The organism is Sneathia vaginalis (assembly GCF_000973085.1).
GTDB classification, from domain to species: Bacteria; Fusobacteriota; Fusobacteriia; order Fusobacteriales; family Leptotrichiaceae; genus Sneathia; species Sneathia vaginalis.
Genome location: NZ_CP011280.1, coordinates 309521 through 325474, shown reverse-complemented (window position 1 = coordinate 325474; position 15954 = coordinate 309521). Strand labels below are relative to the sequence as shown.

11 protein-coding genes and 6 tRNA genes are annotated in these 15954 nt (G+C 27.7%); 9 read left to right on the top strand and 8 right to left on the bottom strand.

Going from position 1 to position 15954, the window contains the following annotated elements; all coding sequences use genetic code 11:
• Positions 1–9: 9 nt before the first annotated feature.
• The 5 genes from pheS to gyrB are packed head-to-tail and all read right to left on the bottom strand — an operon-like array spanning position 10 to position 7587.
• Positions 10–1026, bottom strand: a complete 1017-nt coding sequence (gene pheS / locus VC03_RS01585; RefSeq protein ID WP_046328364.1) for a phenylalanine--tRNA ligase subunit alpha — start codon at positions 1024–1026, stop codon at positions 10–12.
• 15 nt (positions 1027–1041) lie between these two features.
• The gene (locus VC03_RS01580; RefSeq protein WP_046328363.1) at positions 1042–2391 is read right to left on the bottom strand and encodes a hypothetical protein; all 1350 of its coding nucleotides are present in this window, start codon (positions 2389–2391) and stop codon (positions 1042–1044) included.
• Between the two features lie 5 nt (positions 2392–2396).
• Complete coding sequence (locus VC03_RS01575) at positions 2397–3158, bottom strand: hypothetical protein (RefSeq protein WP_046328362.1); 762 nt, start codon at positions 3156–3158, stop codon at positions 2397–2399.
• Positions 3151–5601 (bottom strand): DNA gyrase subunit A, encoded by a 2451-nt coding sequence (gyrA, locus tag VC03_RS01570; RefSeq protein ID WP_046329234.1) that lies wholly within the window; start codon positions 5599–5601, stop codon positions 3151–3153. The genes VC03_RS01575 and gyrA overlap by 8 nt, the downstream gene beginning before the upstream one ends.
• 51 nt (positions 5602–5652) lie before the next feature.
• A complete protein-coding gene (gyrB, locus tag VC03_RS01565) occupies positions 5653–7587 on the bottom strand; it encodes a DNA topoisomerase (ATP-hydrolyzing) subunit B (RefSeq protein ID WP_046328361.1) in 1935 nt (644 codons plus the stop codon).
• Positions 7588–7683: 96 nt separating this feature from the next.
• Between gyrB and VC03_RS01560 the strand changes: the two genes are divergently transcribed.
• The 9 genes from VC03_RS01560 (at position 7684) to aphA (ending at position 10000) form a co-directional block, all read left to right on the top strand.
• Positions 7684–8181, top strand: coding sequence for a nitroreductase family protein (locus VC03_RS01560; RefSeq protein ID WP_046328360.1), 498 nt, complete (start codon positions 7684–7686; stop codon positions 8179–8181).
• Between the two features lie 75 nt (positions 8182–8256).
• Positions 8257–8331, top strand: a tRNA-Glu gene (locus VC03_RS01555).
• A gap of 10 nt (positions 8332–8341) precedes the next feature.
• Positions 8342–8417 (top strand) — tRNA-Val (locus VC03_RS01550).
• A 5-nt stretch (positions 8418–8422) separates the two neighbouring features.
• Positions 8423–8499, top strand: a tRNA-Asp gene (locus VC03_RS01545).
• Positions 8500–8506: 7 nt separating this feature from the next.
• Positions 8507–8582: transfer RNA gene (locus VC03_RS01540), tRNA-Thr, on the top strand.
• A gap of 2 nt (positions 8583–8584) precedes the next feature.
• Positions 8585–8669, top strand: a tRNA-Tyr gene (locus tag VC03_RS01535).
• A gap of 25 nt (positions 8670–8694) precedes the next feature.
• A complete protein-coding gene (locus VC03_RS01530) occupies positions 8695–9048 on the top strand; it encodes a YbaB/EbfC family nucleoid-associated protein (RefSeq protein ID WP_046328359.1) in 354 nt (117 codons plus the stop codon).
• A gap of 51 nt (positions 9049–9099) precedes the next feature.
• Positions 9100–9174: transfer RNA gene (locus VC03_RS01525), tRNA-Gln, on the top strand.
• Between the two features lie 106 nt (positions 9175–9280).
• On the top strand, positions 9281–10000 hold the full coding sequence (gene aphA, locus VC03_RS01520; RefSeq protein ID WP_046328358.1) for an acid phosphatase AphA: 720 nt from the start codon (positions 9281–9283) through the stop codon (positions 9998–10000).
• 236 nt (positions 10001–10236) lie between these two features.
• Here the strand turns inward: aphA and VC03_RS01515 are convergent, their stop codons facing one another.
• The 3 genes from VC03_RS01515 to VC03_RS01505 form a co-directional block, all read right to left on the bottom strand.
• On the bottom strand, positions 10237–11784 hold the full coding sequence (locus tag VC03_RS01515; RefSeq protein WP_046328357.1) for an ATP-binding cassette domain-containing protein: 1548 nt from the start codon (positions 11782–11784) through the stop codon (positions 10237–10239).
• On the bottom strand, positions 11759–13315 hold the full coding sequence (locus VC03_RS01510; RefSeq protein WP_046328356.1) for an ATP-binding cassette domain-containing protein: 1557 nt from the start codon (positions 13313–13315) through the stop codon (positions 11759–11761). Before VC03_RS01510 ends, VC03_RS01515 begins: the two co-directional genes overlap by 26 nt.
• A 132-nt stretch (positions 13316–13447) precedes the next feature.
• Positions 13448–15940 carry an ATP-dependent Clp protease ATP-binding subunit gene (locus tag VC03_RS01505; RefSeq protein ID WP_046328355.1) on the bottom strand — a complete coding sequence of 831 codons (2493 nt, stop codon included), beginning with the start codon at positions 15938–15940 and terminating at the stop codon, positions 13448–13450.
• Positions 15941–15954: the final 14 nt, after the last annotated feature.

Below are 15954 nucleotides of genomic sequence, written 5' to 3'. Positions count from 1 at the left end.
TAATACCCCCTAAAATTGTTCCAAGAATCTAATATCATTTTCAAAAAATGCTCTCAAATCATCTATACCATATTTTAGCATTGTTACTCTTTCAAGCCCTATTCCAAATGCAAAACCTTGATATTTTTTAGGGTCTATTCCTCCAGCTTCTAATACTTTAGGATTAACCATACCACTACCTAAAATTTCAAGCCAACCGCTGTTTTTACAAACTCTACATCCTTTACCTTTACATACACCACATTCTACGTCCATTTCTGCACTAGGTTCTGTAAATGGGAAGAAATGAGGTCTAAATCTTACTTTTCTTTCTTGACCAAATATTCTTTTTACTATTAATTCTAACATTGCTTTAAAGTTAGCAAATGATACATCTTCACCAACCATTAAACCTTCTACTTGGTGGAACATAGGAGTATGAGAGACATCATAGTCTGGTCTATATACTTTACCTAATGAAATCATTCTAAATGGTGGTTTATGTTCTAGCATATATCTAATTTGCATAGGTGAAGTTTGTGTTCTTAGAACTACTTCATCTGTAATATAGAAAGTATCTGTTTTTTCTCTTGAAGGGTGTGTTTTAGGTATATTTAATGCATCAAAATTATATTTCACTAATTCAACTTCTGGTCCATCTGATATATCAAATCCCATTTCAGAAACAATAGACTTAATTTCCAAAACTGTTTTTGTAATTGGATGTAAGCTTCCATGATTTTGTTTTTTACCTGGCAAGCTAATATCTATACTTTCTCTTTTAATTCTTTCTTTCTTTATATTTTCTTTAATATTAAGTGCTGCCTCATCAATTCTATCCTTGATTAAATTTTTTGTTTCATTTATTCTTTTACCTAATTCTTTTCTTTCATCTCCACTAAGGTTAACCATTTCTTTTAAAAGCATACTAAATTCACTTTTTTTACCTAAGGCTTTTACCCTAACTTCATTTAACTTATCAAGACTAATTACATTTTTTAGTTCTTTTAAAATTTGTTCTTCTATTTTTGTAATTTTATCTTCCATTTTTATCCCTTCTTACTAAAATTTTGATATCTTACTTTCTTTTAAATATTCATTAATTAGTTGTTTATCTCCTTCGTATAAGACACCATTTTCGTTATTAATAGCTGTATAGCCCATAGCATCTCCTTTTTGGTTTATAAATACATTACCTAAATAAAGTATTTGATATACAAAGACACTATTTGTAGGTTGCATTCTTAGTTTGTATTTTAATGGTATAGTATCTGTATTTACCTTTGATATGACAAACACTTCAATATTATTATTTCTATCAGTGCCATAATAATATCCACACATATCATCATTCTTATTCTTATTTATATATTTAATTTCATATTTTTTCAATAAGTGTAAGAGTGACTTTTTATTTAATTTCTTAACATCTTTTAGCAGTTCAGGTTTATCCTTATTCTTTACATAACCTATTATACCTTTTATCTTTAATCCCAATTCATTGGCTTGATCTACATTATATGAAATTGAAACTTTCATACTCTTATTTTTTTCTAAAGTTCTATCTTCTTTTTGTATATCAAATGCTAATCCTTTTTCTAGGAAATTAGCTATATATGGATCTAGGTATTTTTCTTCTATTTTCTTATTATTAACATAAGACACAGGTATTATGTTATTCTTTTCATCTATGTCATATCCTAGGATATAGTAATCAAATGGTTTTATTACACTTGAATTTTTAATTACAGTATATCTTGATACCGCTAATACAATAAACACTAGTATTGGTAGTAAGTATAGGAAACGATTTAGTCTTGGGAAAAATACTTCATCTTTCTTTTGAACAACCTCATATATATATACTATTATTGATACTAAACCTAATAGCATTGTTATTCCAAACGTAATTAATATTATATATCTTGTATCTTTAATATTTTGCATTTTTTGTAAAAGGTGCAAAACTTTAGATAATTCTTGTGTATATATTCTTTCATTTATGCTCTTTAATGCATAAAATAGGTCATTAGTTAAATATATTAAAAAGTTTGCAAAGATTATAAAGCTTATCATTATTATATACATAAATTTAAGTAATTTATCTTGTTCTCTTCTAGCAAGCCTTATTATTATAAATATCGCTACCACTATTACAGTTATAATAGTGAAAATGTGATAAATTTCCATCAGTTTTTGTAAGCCTTTTAATTCACCATCATTTTTAACTAAAACTGTTACTAAATCAACAAATGAAGAGCTTAATGTTAAGCTCTTATGTAACATATTAAATATTTTTAAACCTTTGAAAAATAGCAATATTGCTATTAAAAAATTAAAACCTAATAACCATGAAATTATAGTCTCAAAAACTTTTACAGATAATTTAACATGTAAATTTTTATCTTCCAAAATAATCACCCCATAAATATTGTAGTATCTGTATTTTCAATTATTTTTATACCAGTTTGTCCTGTTAATCTTTCAAATAAAACAGTAAATCTTAATTCTCCAATAATTACCATATCATATTTAGGTACATATTCCATTATTGTAGAATAAACATCATCACTAGTTTCATCTATTACATTACAAACATTTCCAAATCTTTCAGTTAATCTATTTGTCTCATTTATATTTACTCTTAATACATCAATATTTTGTTCACCAAACAAGTGGAAGAAGGCAAATATAGATTTATTTACCTTATATCCTCCATCATTTAGCATAAGTATTTTGTCTATTGAATATTCTTTTTTATCTCCTAAAATTATTAATGGTTTATAGTGATCTCTTAAAAGATTTTTCATAGCTGGTGTTAAATCTTCAGATTTAACAACTACTAGTGCATCATATGCCTTCATTTCTTCTAATAAGACTTCGTGTGTGTCTCCTTCTTTACTATAGACTTTATCAAAATATTCTACAGCTTTTTTCTTTATTTTTTCATACACTTTAGTCTCTATTTCTCTGTATTCTTCAACAACCATAGATGCTGGACTTTGTATACCATAACCATTCATGTTATTTAAAAACATTTCATATTTCATAACATCTTTAACATAAAGAGCTATCACATCAACATCATTTAGCTTTTTTCTTACAGCTTCTGAAAACTTACTTGCTTTTTCCATTTCCTCTTCACTAGTTAATAGAAATAGAAATCTTTTTTTAGTCATTTTCTTCCTCTCCTTCTGGTGCTAATGCAACTGAAGTTACAACATCATCATTCTTAGGTTTCATAATTCTAACTCCTGATGTAGATCTACTAATTTTTGAAATTTCATTTATTTTTGTTCTTATTAATGTTCCTTCTTTAGTTATTAGCATTATTTCTTTAACACTATCATCTACTAGTATAGAACTTACTATATCTCCTGTTTTAGGTGTTATCTTAAAGTTCTTTAATCCCTTTCCACCTCTATTTTGAACCTTATACTCTTCTATATCAGTTCTTTTTCCATAACCTTCACTAGTTACAGTTAATACTTCATTTTTCTTATTTTTATCTACAATACATGCACTTGCTACTATATCGTCTTTATTTAATTTAATTGCTCTTACTCCACTTGCACTACGTCCCATAGCACGAATATCTTTAGACTCAAATCTTATAGCAAGACCCTTCTTTGTTGCAACAAACACTTCATTTTCTTCGCTACATATATCTGTAAATACTAATTCATCATCTTCTTTAAGAGTTATTGCTCTTATACCTGATTTATTAATATTCATAAATAGCTTAATATCCATCTTCTTAGCTATACCTTTTCTTGTAACTATTAAAATTTGTGAATTTTCATTTGAACCTGAAGTATTAAGTATTGCACTTACATTTTCATTTTCTCCAAGATTTATTATATTACTAATTAATCTTCCTCTTGCTTGTTTACTTGCTTCTGGTATTTCATATACTTTTATACTATATGCTTTACCTTTATCAGTGAAGACTAATAATCTATCTAGAGTTTTAACTGTATATATGTCACTTACTTCATCATCTTCCACTGTGTTAATTGAATTTACTCCAACTCCACCTCTTCTTTGTGACTTATATGAAGCAGTAGTTATTCTTTTAACGTACCCTTTGTTAGTTATAGTTACAACTACATCTTCTTCTTTTATTAAATCTTCTGCATCAATTTCATTACGCTTATTTTGTATTTCTGTTCTTCTTTTATCTCCATAATTAGTTTTTAATTCTAATACTTCTTGTTTTATTATTTCATACTTCTTATCTGAACTTTGTAAAATTTCTTCTAACTCCTCAATTAGTGCTAGTAATTCACTATATTCTTGTTCTATCTTATCTCTTTCAAGTCCTGTTAGTCTTTGTAATCTCATGTCTAGTATAGATTTAGCTTGTATTTCTGAGAACATAAATTCACTCATCAATCTATCTTTTGCAATATTAGCATCTTTAGATGATTTAATTAATTTAATTATTTCATCAATGTTATCTAATGCTATTCTAAATCCTTCTAAAATATGAGCTCTTCTCTTAGCCTTATCAAGATCAAATTTAGTTCTTCTTTCTACAACTTCATATCTATGTTCTAGATACTTAGATAGTATTTGTTTTAAATTTAGTACTTTAGGCACATTATTAACTAACGCTAACATTATTACACCAAATGTTGTTTGTAAATCTGTGTATTTATATAGCATATTTAAGATTAATTCAGGTTCTTCATTTTTCTTAACATCTATTACTATTCTTATTCCATGTTTATTTGATTCATCTCTAATATCTGTTATACCTGTAATTTTCTTTTGTCTGTATAGTTCTGCTATTTTTTCAACTAGCTTTGCCTTATTAACTTGATAAGGTATTTCTGTAATTATTATGCTTGATTTACCATGTGCATTTGTTTGTATATCTACCTTACCTGCAACTTGTACCTTACCTCTACCTGTTCTGTAAGCATCATAAATACCTTGTTTACCATTTATTATACCTCCAGTTGGAAAGTCAGGTCCTTTAATATGTTCTATTAATTCATCTATAGTTATATCTCTATTATCTATTAATGAAACTATACCATCACAAACTTCTGCTAGATTATGTGGAGGTATATTTGTAGCCATACCTACTGCTATACCTGTTGTACCATTTACTAGTAAGTTAGGTAATTTTGCTGGTAATACAACTGGTTCATCTAGAGTTTCATCAAAGTTTTTTCTAAAGTCTATAGTATTTTTATTGATATCTAAAAGCATTTCATTAGCAATCTTTGCCATTCTTGCTTCAGTATATCTCATAGCTGCTGCTGAGTCTCCGTCAACTGAACCAAAATTCCCATGTCCATCAACTAGCATATATCTACTATTAAAATCTTGTGCCATTCTTACCATTGTATTGTATACAGCAGTATCACCATGTGGGTGGTACTTACCTAAAACTTCCCCAACAATTCTTGCTGATTTTTTATATGGACTATTGTATGTCATTCCCATATCATTCATAGCAAACAAGACTCTTCTATGCACTGGCTTAAGACCATCACGTACATCTGGTAATGCACGTGAAACTATGACACTCATAGAATAATCAAGATATGATGATTTTATTTCATCTTCTATGAATATAGGGATTTCTTGTTCCTTTTTAGACGTGTCCATAACCTCGTCTACTCTTTTGTTATTTTCATCATTTTCGTTCATTATCTTCTCCTAAATATCCAAGTTTTTAACATGTTTTGCATGTTCTTCTATAAATTGTCTTCTTGGCTCTACTTTATCTCCCATTAATATGTTAAACATCTTGTCTGCATAACTTGCATTTTCTAATGTTACCTTAAGTAATGTTCTATTTTCTGGATCCATAGTTGTTTCCCATAATTGTTCAGGATTCATTTCTCCTAACCCTTTATATCTTTGTATAGTATATTTTTTACTTTCTTCTTCTAAAACACCTGTTATTTTCTTTAATTCGTCATCTGAATATGCGTATTTTATTTTCTTTGCTACTTGTACTTTGTATAAAGGTGGTTGTGCTATATATATATGACCTTGATTAATTAATTCTCTTAAATATCTAAAGAAGAATGTTAACATCAATGTTCTAATATGTGCTCCATCAACATCAGCATCTGTCATTATTATTATCTTACCATATCTTAATTTTGAAATATCAAAATTATCACCTATATTAGTACCAAATGCTGTAACCATAGCTTTTATTTCATTGTTTTCTAGCATCTTATGTAATACAGCTTTTTCAACATTTAATATCTTACCTCTAAGTGGTAGTATAGCTTGAATTTTTCTATCTCTTCCTTGTTTAGCTGATCCACCAGCTGAATCTCCTTCGACTATGTAAATTTCGCATTCTTCACTCTTTTTAGATGAACAATCTGCTAACTTACCTGGTAGTGACCCTATTTCTAATGGATTTTTTCTTAATATGTTGTTTCTTGCATTTTTTGCAGCTTCTCTAGCTTTTTTAGATATTATCATCTTTTCTATTATAGCTGTTGCTTCTTTAGGATGGTCTTCTAAGTATAGTTTTAATTTATTATTAACTACACTAGAAACTGCTGATTGAGCTTCACTACTTCCTAATTTTGATTTTGTTTGACTTTCAAATTGTGGTTCAGGGAATTTTATGTTTATAACACTAACGATACCTTCTCTAACATCTGAACCTTGTAGATTTTCATCTTTTTTATCTTTTAGTAAATTTAATTTCTTTGCAACATCATTAACTGTTCTTGTTAAAGCTGTTCTAAATCCTTGAACATGTGTACCACCATCATATGTATTAATATTATTTACAAATGAGTGTTCCACTATTGCTTGTGTATTTTCTCTATAAGCAAGAGCTATTTCAACTTCAACAATCTTACCACCAGTTATTTTTGCATTATCTTTCATGTAGATTATTGGTGATATTACCTTATCATCACTAATTAATTCTCCAACATAATCTTTTATTCCACCTTCAAAATGGAATACTTCTTCTTTTATGCTTTCTAAATCTCTTTCATCTCTTAATATTATCTTTAATCCTGTATTAAGATATGCTAGTTCTTTTAATCTTTCTTTTAGTATATTATATTCAAATAGAACTTCTTCAAATATTTCTTCATCAGGTCTAAATCTGATTATTGTCCCATGTTTATCAAGACTTGCTGTACCTATTTGTGTACAATCTGTAGTAGGCTTACCTTTTGAAAATGTTTGTCTTACTATTTTTCCATCTCTTGTAACAGTTGCAATCAAATTTGTTGATAACGCATTAACTACAGAAACTCCTACTCCATGTAGTCCACCTGAGTAAGTGTAATTTTTGTCATTAAACTTCCCACCAGCATGAAGTATTGTCATTACTACTTCAAGTGTTGGTCTACCAGTCTTATGCATATCAATAGGAATACCACGTCCATTATCTTCAACTTCTATGTAATTATCTTCTAACATTCTAACAATTATAGTATCACAATAGCCAGCTAATGCTTCATCTATACTATTATCTACTGTTTCCCACACTAGATGATGTAAACCTCTTGATGATGTTGTTCCTATATACATACCTGGTCTTTTTCTAACAGCTTCTAATCCCTCAAGGACAGTTATGTCATCTGAACCATAATTTTTATTTTCCATACTCTTCTCCCTATTTATATTAATATGTACATTATATCATTTATATCCTTTTTTTTCTAGTTTTTTAATGATACAATAAGTAATAGAGGTGGTAATATGAAAGAAATTTTTGATAGAAGAAGCATAAGAAGTTTTACTAGTCAAAATTTAGATGAAGATACTATAAAAGAACTATTAAGAGGTGCAATTGCTGCTCCATCTGCACATAAAAAAGAACCTAGAATTTTTTATGTCATTGAAAACAAAGATGTCTTACATGAATTTTTCTTAAAACATCCTTATGGTAAGGCTTTTGAAACTGCACCAGTTGCAATTTTAGCATGTGGTGATAAATCAAAAGATCCTAATATGACATTTTTAATACAAGACTGTGCAGCATCTTTAGAAAATATAGCTATAATGGCTACGCATATGGGACTTGGAACTGTATGGATGGGTATATTAGATAATGATAATGCCGAAGAAATTACAAAAGAAATTTTAGACTTGCCTAGTAATCTAATTCCAATTTCTATCATGGCTATTGGGTATAAGGCAGAAGAAAGAAGACCTCATATTTCCTACAAGGAAGAGATGGTCAAATGGATAAAATAATTTTTTTAATAAAAAATTGTTGACAATCATTTTTTTTTTGATATTATATATCTTGTTCCAAGGGGAACAAGGTTTGGGGCCTTCGTCTAGTGGTTAGGACATCGGGTTTTCATCCCGGCAACAGGAGTTCGATTCTCCTAGGCCCTACCAAACAATATATGGTCGCATAGCTCAGTTGGGAGAGCACCTGCCTTACAAGCAGGGGGTCATTGGTTCGAGCCCAATTGTGACCACCATACGCGGAGGTGTAGCTCAGTTGGTTAGAGTGCTTGCCTGTCACGCAAGATGTCGCGAGTTCAAGTCTCGTCACTTCCGCCATTAATATGCCGCTTTAGCTCATTTGGTAGAGCAACTGACTTGTAATCAGTAGGTGATTGGTTCGATTCCGATAAGCGGCACCACTGGCGAGGTACCCGAGTGGCCAAAGGGAGCAGACTGTAAATCTGCCGGCTCAGCCTTCGAAGGTTCGAATCCTTCCCTCGCCACCATCTTTTTTTTTTAATCGGAGGAGTTATGGTAAGAAAGATAAAATCTGCTGGTTCATCTACTAGTCAAGTAGATATAATCAAAAGAGCAAAACAAATGCAAGAAGCTATGCTTCAAATTCAAGATGATTTAAAAGATAAGATCATTGAACACTCTGTTGCTGGTGGACAAATAGTTGTTAAAGCTAACGGACAAAAGGAATTAGTTGATATAAAAATAAGTAAAGAAATATTAGAAGAAGCTGTATCTGAAAAAGATGCTTCAGAACTTGAAAATTTAATCCTAACTGCTATTAAAGAAGTTACAGCTAAAGCTGATGCATTAGCTGAATCTGAAATGGAAACAGTTACAGGTGGTCTTAAGATTCCTGGATTATTTTAAATATTCTTGACAAATATCATTATTGATTATATAATTTTGTTTGTCAGTTGATGGGCTGTAGCCAAGCGGTAAGGCAGTGGACTTTGACTCCACCATGCGTTGGTTCGAATCCAGCCAGCCCAACCATATTACCATTTAAAGATTAAGTAATTAATCTTTTTTTTATAATATATATTGACATCTCCCAATTTTGAGGTACACTTTATTGCATATTAAATATAGGAGGATATATATGAAAAAAGTTAGTTTATTATTCTTAACATTAGCTACTTTAGCTATGGCTAAAGGTCCAAAAGTACCTTACACACATCAAGGTTTTTATTCAACTGACAATGTGCAAAAGGCAGTACATTTCGTTTCAGTAGAAGATATTGAAAACAGTTTAAAAGGTCAACCACCTATCAACGTAAGTTTTGATATTGATGATACTCTAGTTCACTCTAGTGGATATTTTAGATATGGTCAAGATCACTTCCAAACTGATTCTAAAAATCCAGTAAGCTATTTATACAATCAAAAGTTCTGGGACTTTGTTTCAAAAAGTGGAGATGAACTTTCTATACCTAAAAAATCTGCACAAGATTTAATAAATATGCACTTAAAAAGAGGAGATAGAATCTTCTTCATAACAGGTAGAACTCCACTTCATGGTCAAAAAAACTATACTTCAACTAGATTATCAAGAACTTTAAAGAGATTCTTTAATCTTCCATACGAAGTTTATGTTGAATACACAAGAGATACACCAACTGGTGGATATAAATATGATAAATCATACTACATAAAAAAACATGATGTAGCTATACACTATGGAGACAGTGATGACGATATCCTAGCTGCAAGAGAAGTTGGTATAAGGGGTATTAGAGTACAACGTGCCTACAACTCAACTAACCCTCAAAAAATGAATGGTGGATACGGCGAAGAAGTATTAATTAATTCTGCATGGTGATAAAAAAAAGGCGAGTTTTTTTCTCGCCATTTTTATTTCACAATCCAAATAGTATTTAATATAGCAGCTGTTACTGTGTTTGGTTTAAGTAGTGGTATAAAAAATTGATAAGCTTGAACCAAATCCTAAATACATAAATATTAAACCTACTATATTTAACATATGTTCTTTACCAAATAGTGAAATCAATGGTATCGTAACTGCTTGGAAAGGTATAAGTATTGCAGAATTGTATTTTACTTTAATGCTATCACATTATATTTTAATTTTTCGTCTAAATGATGTGTTACTTCAATAATAGTTTTATTTGTTGTAGATAAATAATTATTAATAATATCTCTATTTTTTACATCAATATTTGCTAAAGCTTCATCTAAAATCAATATATCCTTATCATCATATATCAACCTTGCTAATTTTACTCTAGCAATTTCTCCTGTTGACAACTTATCATTAGATAAAATATCATAGGTACTTAAATGAGTTAAATTTAAAAGATTTAATATCTTATCAATCTTTTGTTTATTATATTGCTTAAATAGCGATATATTTTCATATATATTTCCTAACAATATATTTTTATCATCATTAACATAGTCAATTTCATTATATACATTTTTCATATCTATATTTTTAATATTTATACCATTTACTAAAATATTACCATCATATTTTTCAAAACCTAATATTGTTCTTATTAATGTAGTTTTACCACTACCAGATTCTCCAACAATACTATATTTATTACTTTTTTGAAATGATGTTGTTAATGGTTTAAGTTTATTAGCAACTGATACATTTTCCATACTAATACTATTTATCTTATCTATTTTTATTCTATTTTCAGTTTCTTCTAAAACTTCTAGATCAAATTTATCGAATATAGATTTACCAACCTTTATTCTTCCAACAATTCCTGATAAAGTTAAAAATGAATTTAAAAAATTATTATATATACTTACAATTCCAAAAAATGTACCAAAGCTAACCTTACCTAAATATATTAGGATACATATAACAGCACTGATTAAAAATTTTGATAATACACTAAATAAATTCATAATACTTTCATATATATCATTTTCTTTAAAATTTAATATTGTTGCTTCTTTTAATTTTAAATTTTCTTTTCTAATTAGGTTGATAAACTTACTTCTTTTATTATTATATATAAAATATATCATACCTAATAAAAAATTCTTTATTTTAAATAAATGCTTTTCTTGAGAATCATTTAATTTTTTTTGAACAATTTTTAATCTTTTAACAAAAATTTTAGGAATAGCTAAAGATACTATAGATAGTGCAATAACTAAAACCATAATATATTTATTTATATATAATATTGATATCATAGAGAATATTAGCATTGATATACATGCATATAGATTGAATAAATTTGTAATATACAAATTTATTATGCTTTCCACATCATTAAATATCCATGACAAATATTTATTTGTATCAATTGAACTTGTTTTTTGCTTTGAAATTTTATTAATTAAAACCCTTATTATCTCTATTTTATTTCTTTCTTTTACAACAACTGAACTGTATTCAATTAGTGATTTAAGGCATACAAGTAATATATACAGTATTGATACTGTTATCATTGCAAAAATTGCAAATTTAACCTTTTTTTGTATTATATAATCTAATACTTTAATTAAAGATAGTGGTATTAATGCATTAATCAATGATAGTATGACGTATAAGATTGAGATTAAAAAATTCTTTAATCTTAGTTTTTTTATATATTCATTTTGAAACAATATGTCTTTCATATTTACCACCTCTTTTTAGTAAAAGTACTTCATCAAAATTTTTTATAAATTTCTCATCATAATAGTGTGTTATAAATATTATTGTTTTATTTAAATTCAAGAACATATTTTCTATTCTTTCTCTATTATTTTTATCTAAATTTGATGTCGCTTCATCTAATATGATAATAGGTTTATCCATATATAAGACTCTTGCTAAATTTATTCTTTGTTTTTGTCCTAAAGATACACCATTTTCAGTAAGTTCTTCACTTCTATTCTCTAAATTTAAATTTTCTAATATATTATTAACCTTATTTTTATTTATTTCATCATCAAACATACTAATATTATTATCTATAGTAGAATAAAAAATAAAGTTATCTGCATTCATATATTCAATATTTTTATATATCGAATATTTATTTATGCCCTCTAATTTATGATTATTAATATATATATCACCTGTATAATCTTCAATATTTTTTAATATTAAATTCATTAAAGTTGATTTACCACAGCCTGATTCTCCTATAATCAAATATTTTTTATTCTTTTCAAAGGTATAATTGAAGTTATTATATACATCCTTAAAAAATATATTCTTAAATTCTATTGTATCTATATCAGATAAAACAACTTCTCCTTGTTTTTCACTAATAAGTTCTTCATCATATCTTTTAAGTACTTCTTTAGATTTTTTTATTGAAACATAGTTTTGAATAATTAGATTAAAGGTATTAGTTAAATATCCTGAAAAGCTACCTATAACACTATATGCTCCTAAACTTATTTTACCTTTATAAATATAGTAAATTGCAAGTATTATATTTATAGTTTGAATCAGTATCAAAAGTATATTTTTTTGTGTTAAAAAAATATATAATGGCTTTATAACTTTCTTCATTTTACCTAGAAACACTTCATTATATTCCACATTTTTTTCTTTAAAGATTTTCATATCTCCTGAAAACCAAAAAGTAAATATATTTTCAAATAAATTAGTTATAAATTTTGTCTTATTTTCAGATAGTTTTGAAATATCACTATTTACATTACTATAATTTTTAGACTTGCTGCTTGTATATATGGTAATTAATAATGTTCCTAATATATTTACGATAAAAAATGCAACTCCAAAATATATCAATCCTAGTAAATATATAACTATTTCAAAAATTAAAAAGAATATTTCTATTTTTGGTTTAAAATATTCATATTTTAAAATGTTCATATCATTTATTATCCATGATATATATTTATCTCTATACTTAAATTTATCATTAGATTGTTTTGTTATTTTATCAATAAGTGTATCTATTAAATTTAATTTCCTTTCTTCTAAATGTTTTTCCATAAAAAGTTCAGAAAGATATCCAAAGATAACATCAATAATATATAGTATAAATTGAATTACTATAAAAAAACATATTGATTTTATATCTTTTAAAAATAGGCTATTTACAATAAACATTGGTGCTATTAAAGTACATATAAATATTACTTTTTTTATAAACAATACAACGTACAACAAAAATTCTTTAAGCTTCATTTTCTACCTCTTTTATTTTCTATTGATTAGTTTATTATACTCTTATTTACTTTTTATGTAAACATTTTTCTTTTTTTATTTATATTTACAAAAAAATGTGTACAGATACATCCATACACATTTTTAACGTTTTTACTTAACACTATATTCCAACTTATTATCCTTAACACCAATAACAACTGTTGAATTATTAGGTATTCTGTTTTCTAATAACATCTTTGATAAATCTGTTTCTATATTACGTTGCACATATCTTCTAATTGGTCTTGCACCATATTCTTTGTCATAAGAATTATCTACAATATAGTCTATAGCATTCTTATCTGCTTTAATTGTAATAAATTTATCAACTAATAATTTATTCAATTCATTAATTTCTTTTTCAACAATCTTAGCAACATTATCTTTAGTTAAACTATTAAATACTGTAATTTCATCAACCCTGTTTAAAAATTCTGGTTTGAAGTAATGTTTCAAATCTTCTTCTTTTAAGTTAGATGTCATTATTATTATAGTATTTTTAAAGTTTACAACTTTACCCTTATTATCAGTTAATCTACCATCATCTAATACTTGTAATAATAGGTTAAATACTTCTGGGTGAGCTTTTTCTATTTCATCAAATAATATTACTGAATATGGTTTTCTTCTAACAGCTTCTGTTAATTGTCCACCTTCTTCATATCCAACATAACCAGGAGCAGCACCTATTAATCTTGATGTACTAAATTTATCCATGTATTCACTCATATCAATTCTTATCATATTGCTTTCATCATCAAATAGATTGTATGCTAATGTCTTAGCAAGATATGTCTTACCTACACCTGTTGGTCCTAAGAAGATAAATGAACCTATTGGACGATTAGGATCTTTTAATCCAGCACGTGATCTTAAAATTGTTTCATAAACTTTTCTAACTGTTTCGTCTTGTCCTACTACTCTTTCTTTTATCTTTTCATCAAGATTCAATAATTTTTCTTTTTCACCTTGCATAAGTTTTGTAACTGGTATATGTGTCCATGCAGCTATAACTTCTGCTATTTCATCTTCTGTTATCTTTTGACTTACCATTTTTTGTTCATTCTTGTTCTTCAAAGCTTCCAATTTTTCTTTTATTTGTGGTATTATTTGATATTTTAATTGCCCTGCTTTTTCATAGTCTATATTTCTTGTACTATATTCATCTAAGTCAAGTTTTGCTTTTTCTAATTCACCTTGTAATTTCTTAATTTCTACTACTTTATTCTTTTCTTTTTCCCATTGAGCTAACATTTCTTTTTGAGTAGCTTTCTTTTCTTCAAGATCTTTTTCAAGGTCTTCTAATCTTTTCTTACTAGCTTCATCTTCTTCTTTCTTTAAGGCTTGTCTTTCAATTTCTAATTGTGTTACTTGACGAGTTAATTCATCTAATTCTGTTGGCATAGAATTTATTTCTGTTTTTAACTTAGCACAAGCTTCGTCTAATAGGTCTATTGCCTTATCTGGTAAGAATCTATCTGAAATATATCTACTAGAAAGCTTTGCAGCTTCTACTAATGCATTATCTGTTATTCTTACACCATGGAATTGTTCAAATTTTTCTTTTAAACCACGGAGTATAGAAATTGTTTCTTCAACTGTTGGTTCTTCAACTAATACTGGTTGGAATCTTCTTTCTAGTGCTGCATCTTTTTCAATATACTTTCTATATTCATCTAATGTTGTAGCACCTATAACCTTTATTTCACCCCTTGCAAGCATAGGCTTTAGAAGATTTGAAGCATCCATGCTTCCTTCACTAGAACCAGCTCCTACTATATTATGCACTTCGTCTATAAATAGTATAATTTGACCTTTTGATTGTTCCAATGTATTTATTATTGCTTTTAATCTTTCTTCAAATTCACCCCTATACTTAGCACCTGAAATTAATGCACCCATATCTAGGCTGAATATCTTTTTATCCTTTAATGTTTCTGGAACATCACCTTTTACTATTCTCCATGCAATACCTTCAACTATTGCTGTTTTACCTACACCAGGTTCACCAATTAATACTGGGTTATTTTTATTTCTTCTTGATAATATTTGAACTGATCTACGTATTTCATCATCACGTCCAATAATGGGGTCTATCTTACCTTGTTTTACAAGTTCTACTAAATCTTTACCATACTTTTCTAGTACTTCATATGTATTTTCTGGATTTTCACTCATAACCTTTTGTCCTCCTCTAACTTTTTCTAGGATACTAACAAACTTTTGTCTATCCACACCTAGTTCTTTTAATATTTTTGTATTATCCATTATAGATAAGAATAAATGTTCCACACTTATATACTGGTCTCCCATTTTTTCCATATATCGTTGTGCATCAACTATAACATTAGATAATTCTTGGCTTACACTCAAATTACCTCCTGTTACCTTTGCAAATTTATCTATCCTATTCATTAATTCTTTTTGTAATTTATTTACATCATAACCTATTCTTTCTAATATGTTAGGTATTAAGCCTTGTGGTTGTCCAATTAATGCTAATAGTAAATGTTCTACCTTATACTCTGAATTAGAATACTTCTTAGCAAAATTTTGACCTTCTGACAACGCCAATGTAGCTTTTTCTGTATATTTATTATCCATATATATCACTCCTT

What these genes read in the sequence shown, in the direction of transcription:
- VC03_RS01515 (WP_046328357.1), bottom strand. Translation starts at nt 11,784, where the DNA reads ATGAAAGACATATTGTTTCAAAATGAATATATAAAAAAACTAAGATTA.
- pheS (WP_046328364.1), bottom strand. Translation starts at nt 1,026, where the DNA reads ATGGAAGATAAAATTACAAAAATAGAAGAACAAATTTTAAAAGAACTA.
- gyrB (WP_046328361.1), bottom strand. Translation starts at nt 7,587, where the DNA reads ATGGAAAATAAAAATTATGGTTCAGATGACATAACTGTCCTTGAGGGA.
- VC03_RS01530 (WP_046328359.1), top strand. Translation starts at nt 8,695, where the DNA reads ATGGTAAGAAAGATAAAATCTGCTGGTTCATCTACTAGTCAAGTAGAT.
- VC03_RS01575 (WP_046328362.1), bottom strand. Translation starts at nt 3,158, where the DNA reads ATGACTAAAAAAAGATTTCTATTTCTATTAACTAGTGAAGAGGAAATG.
- VC03_RS01510 (WP_046328356.1), bottom strand. Translation starts at nt 13,315, where the DNA reads ATGAAGCTTAAAGAATTTTTGTTGTACGTTGTATTGTTTATAAAAAAA.
- aphA (WP_046328358.1), top strand. Translation starts at nt 9,281, where the DNA reads ATGAAAAAAGTTAGTTTATTATTCTTAACATTAGCTACTTTAGCTATG.
- VC03_RS01560 (WP_046328360.1), top strand. Translation starts at nt 7,684, where the DNA reads ATGAAAGAAATTTTTGATAGAAGAAGCATAAGAAGTTTTACTAGTCAA.
- VC03_RS01505 (WP_046328355.1), bottom strand. Translation starts at nt 15,940, where the DNA reads ATGGATAATAAATATACAGAAAAAGCTACATTGGCGTTGTCAGAAGGT.
- gyrA (WP_046329234.1), bottom strand. Translation starts at nt 5,601, where the DNA reads ATGGACACGTCTAAAAAGGAACAAGAAATCCCTATATTCATAGAAGAT.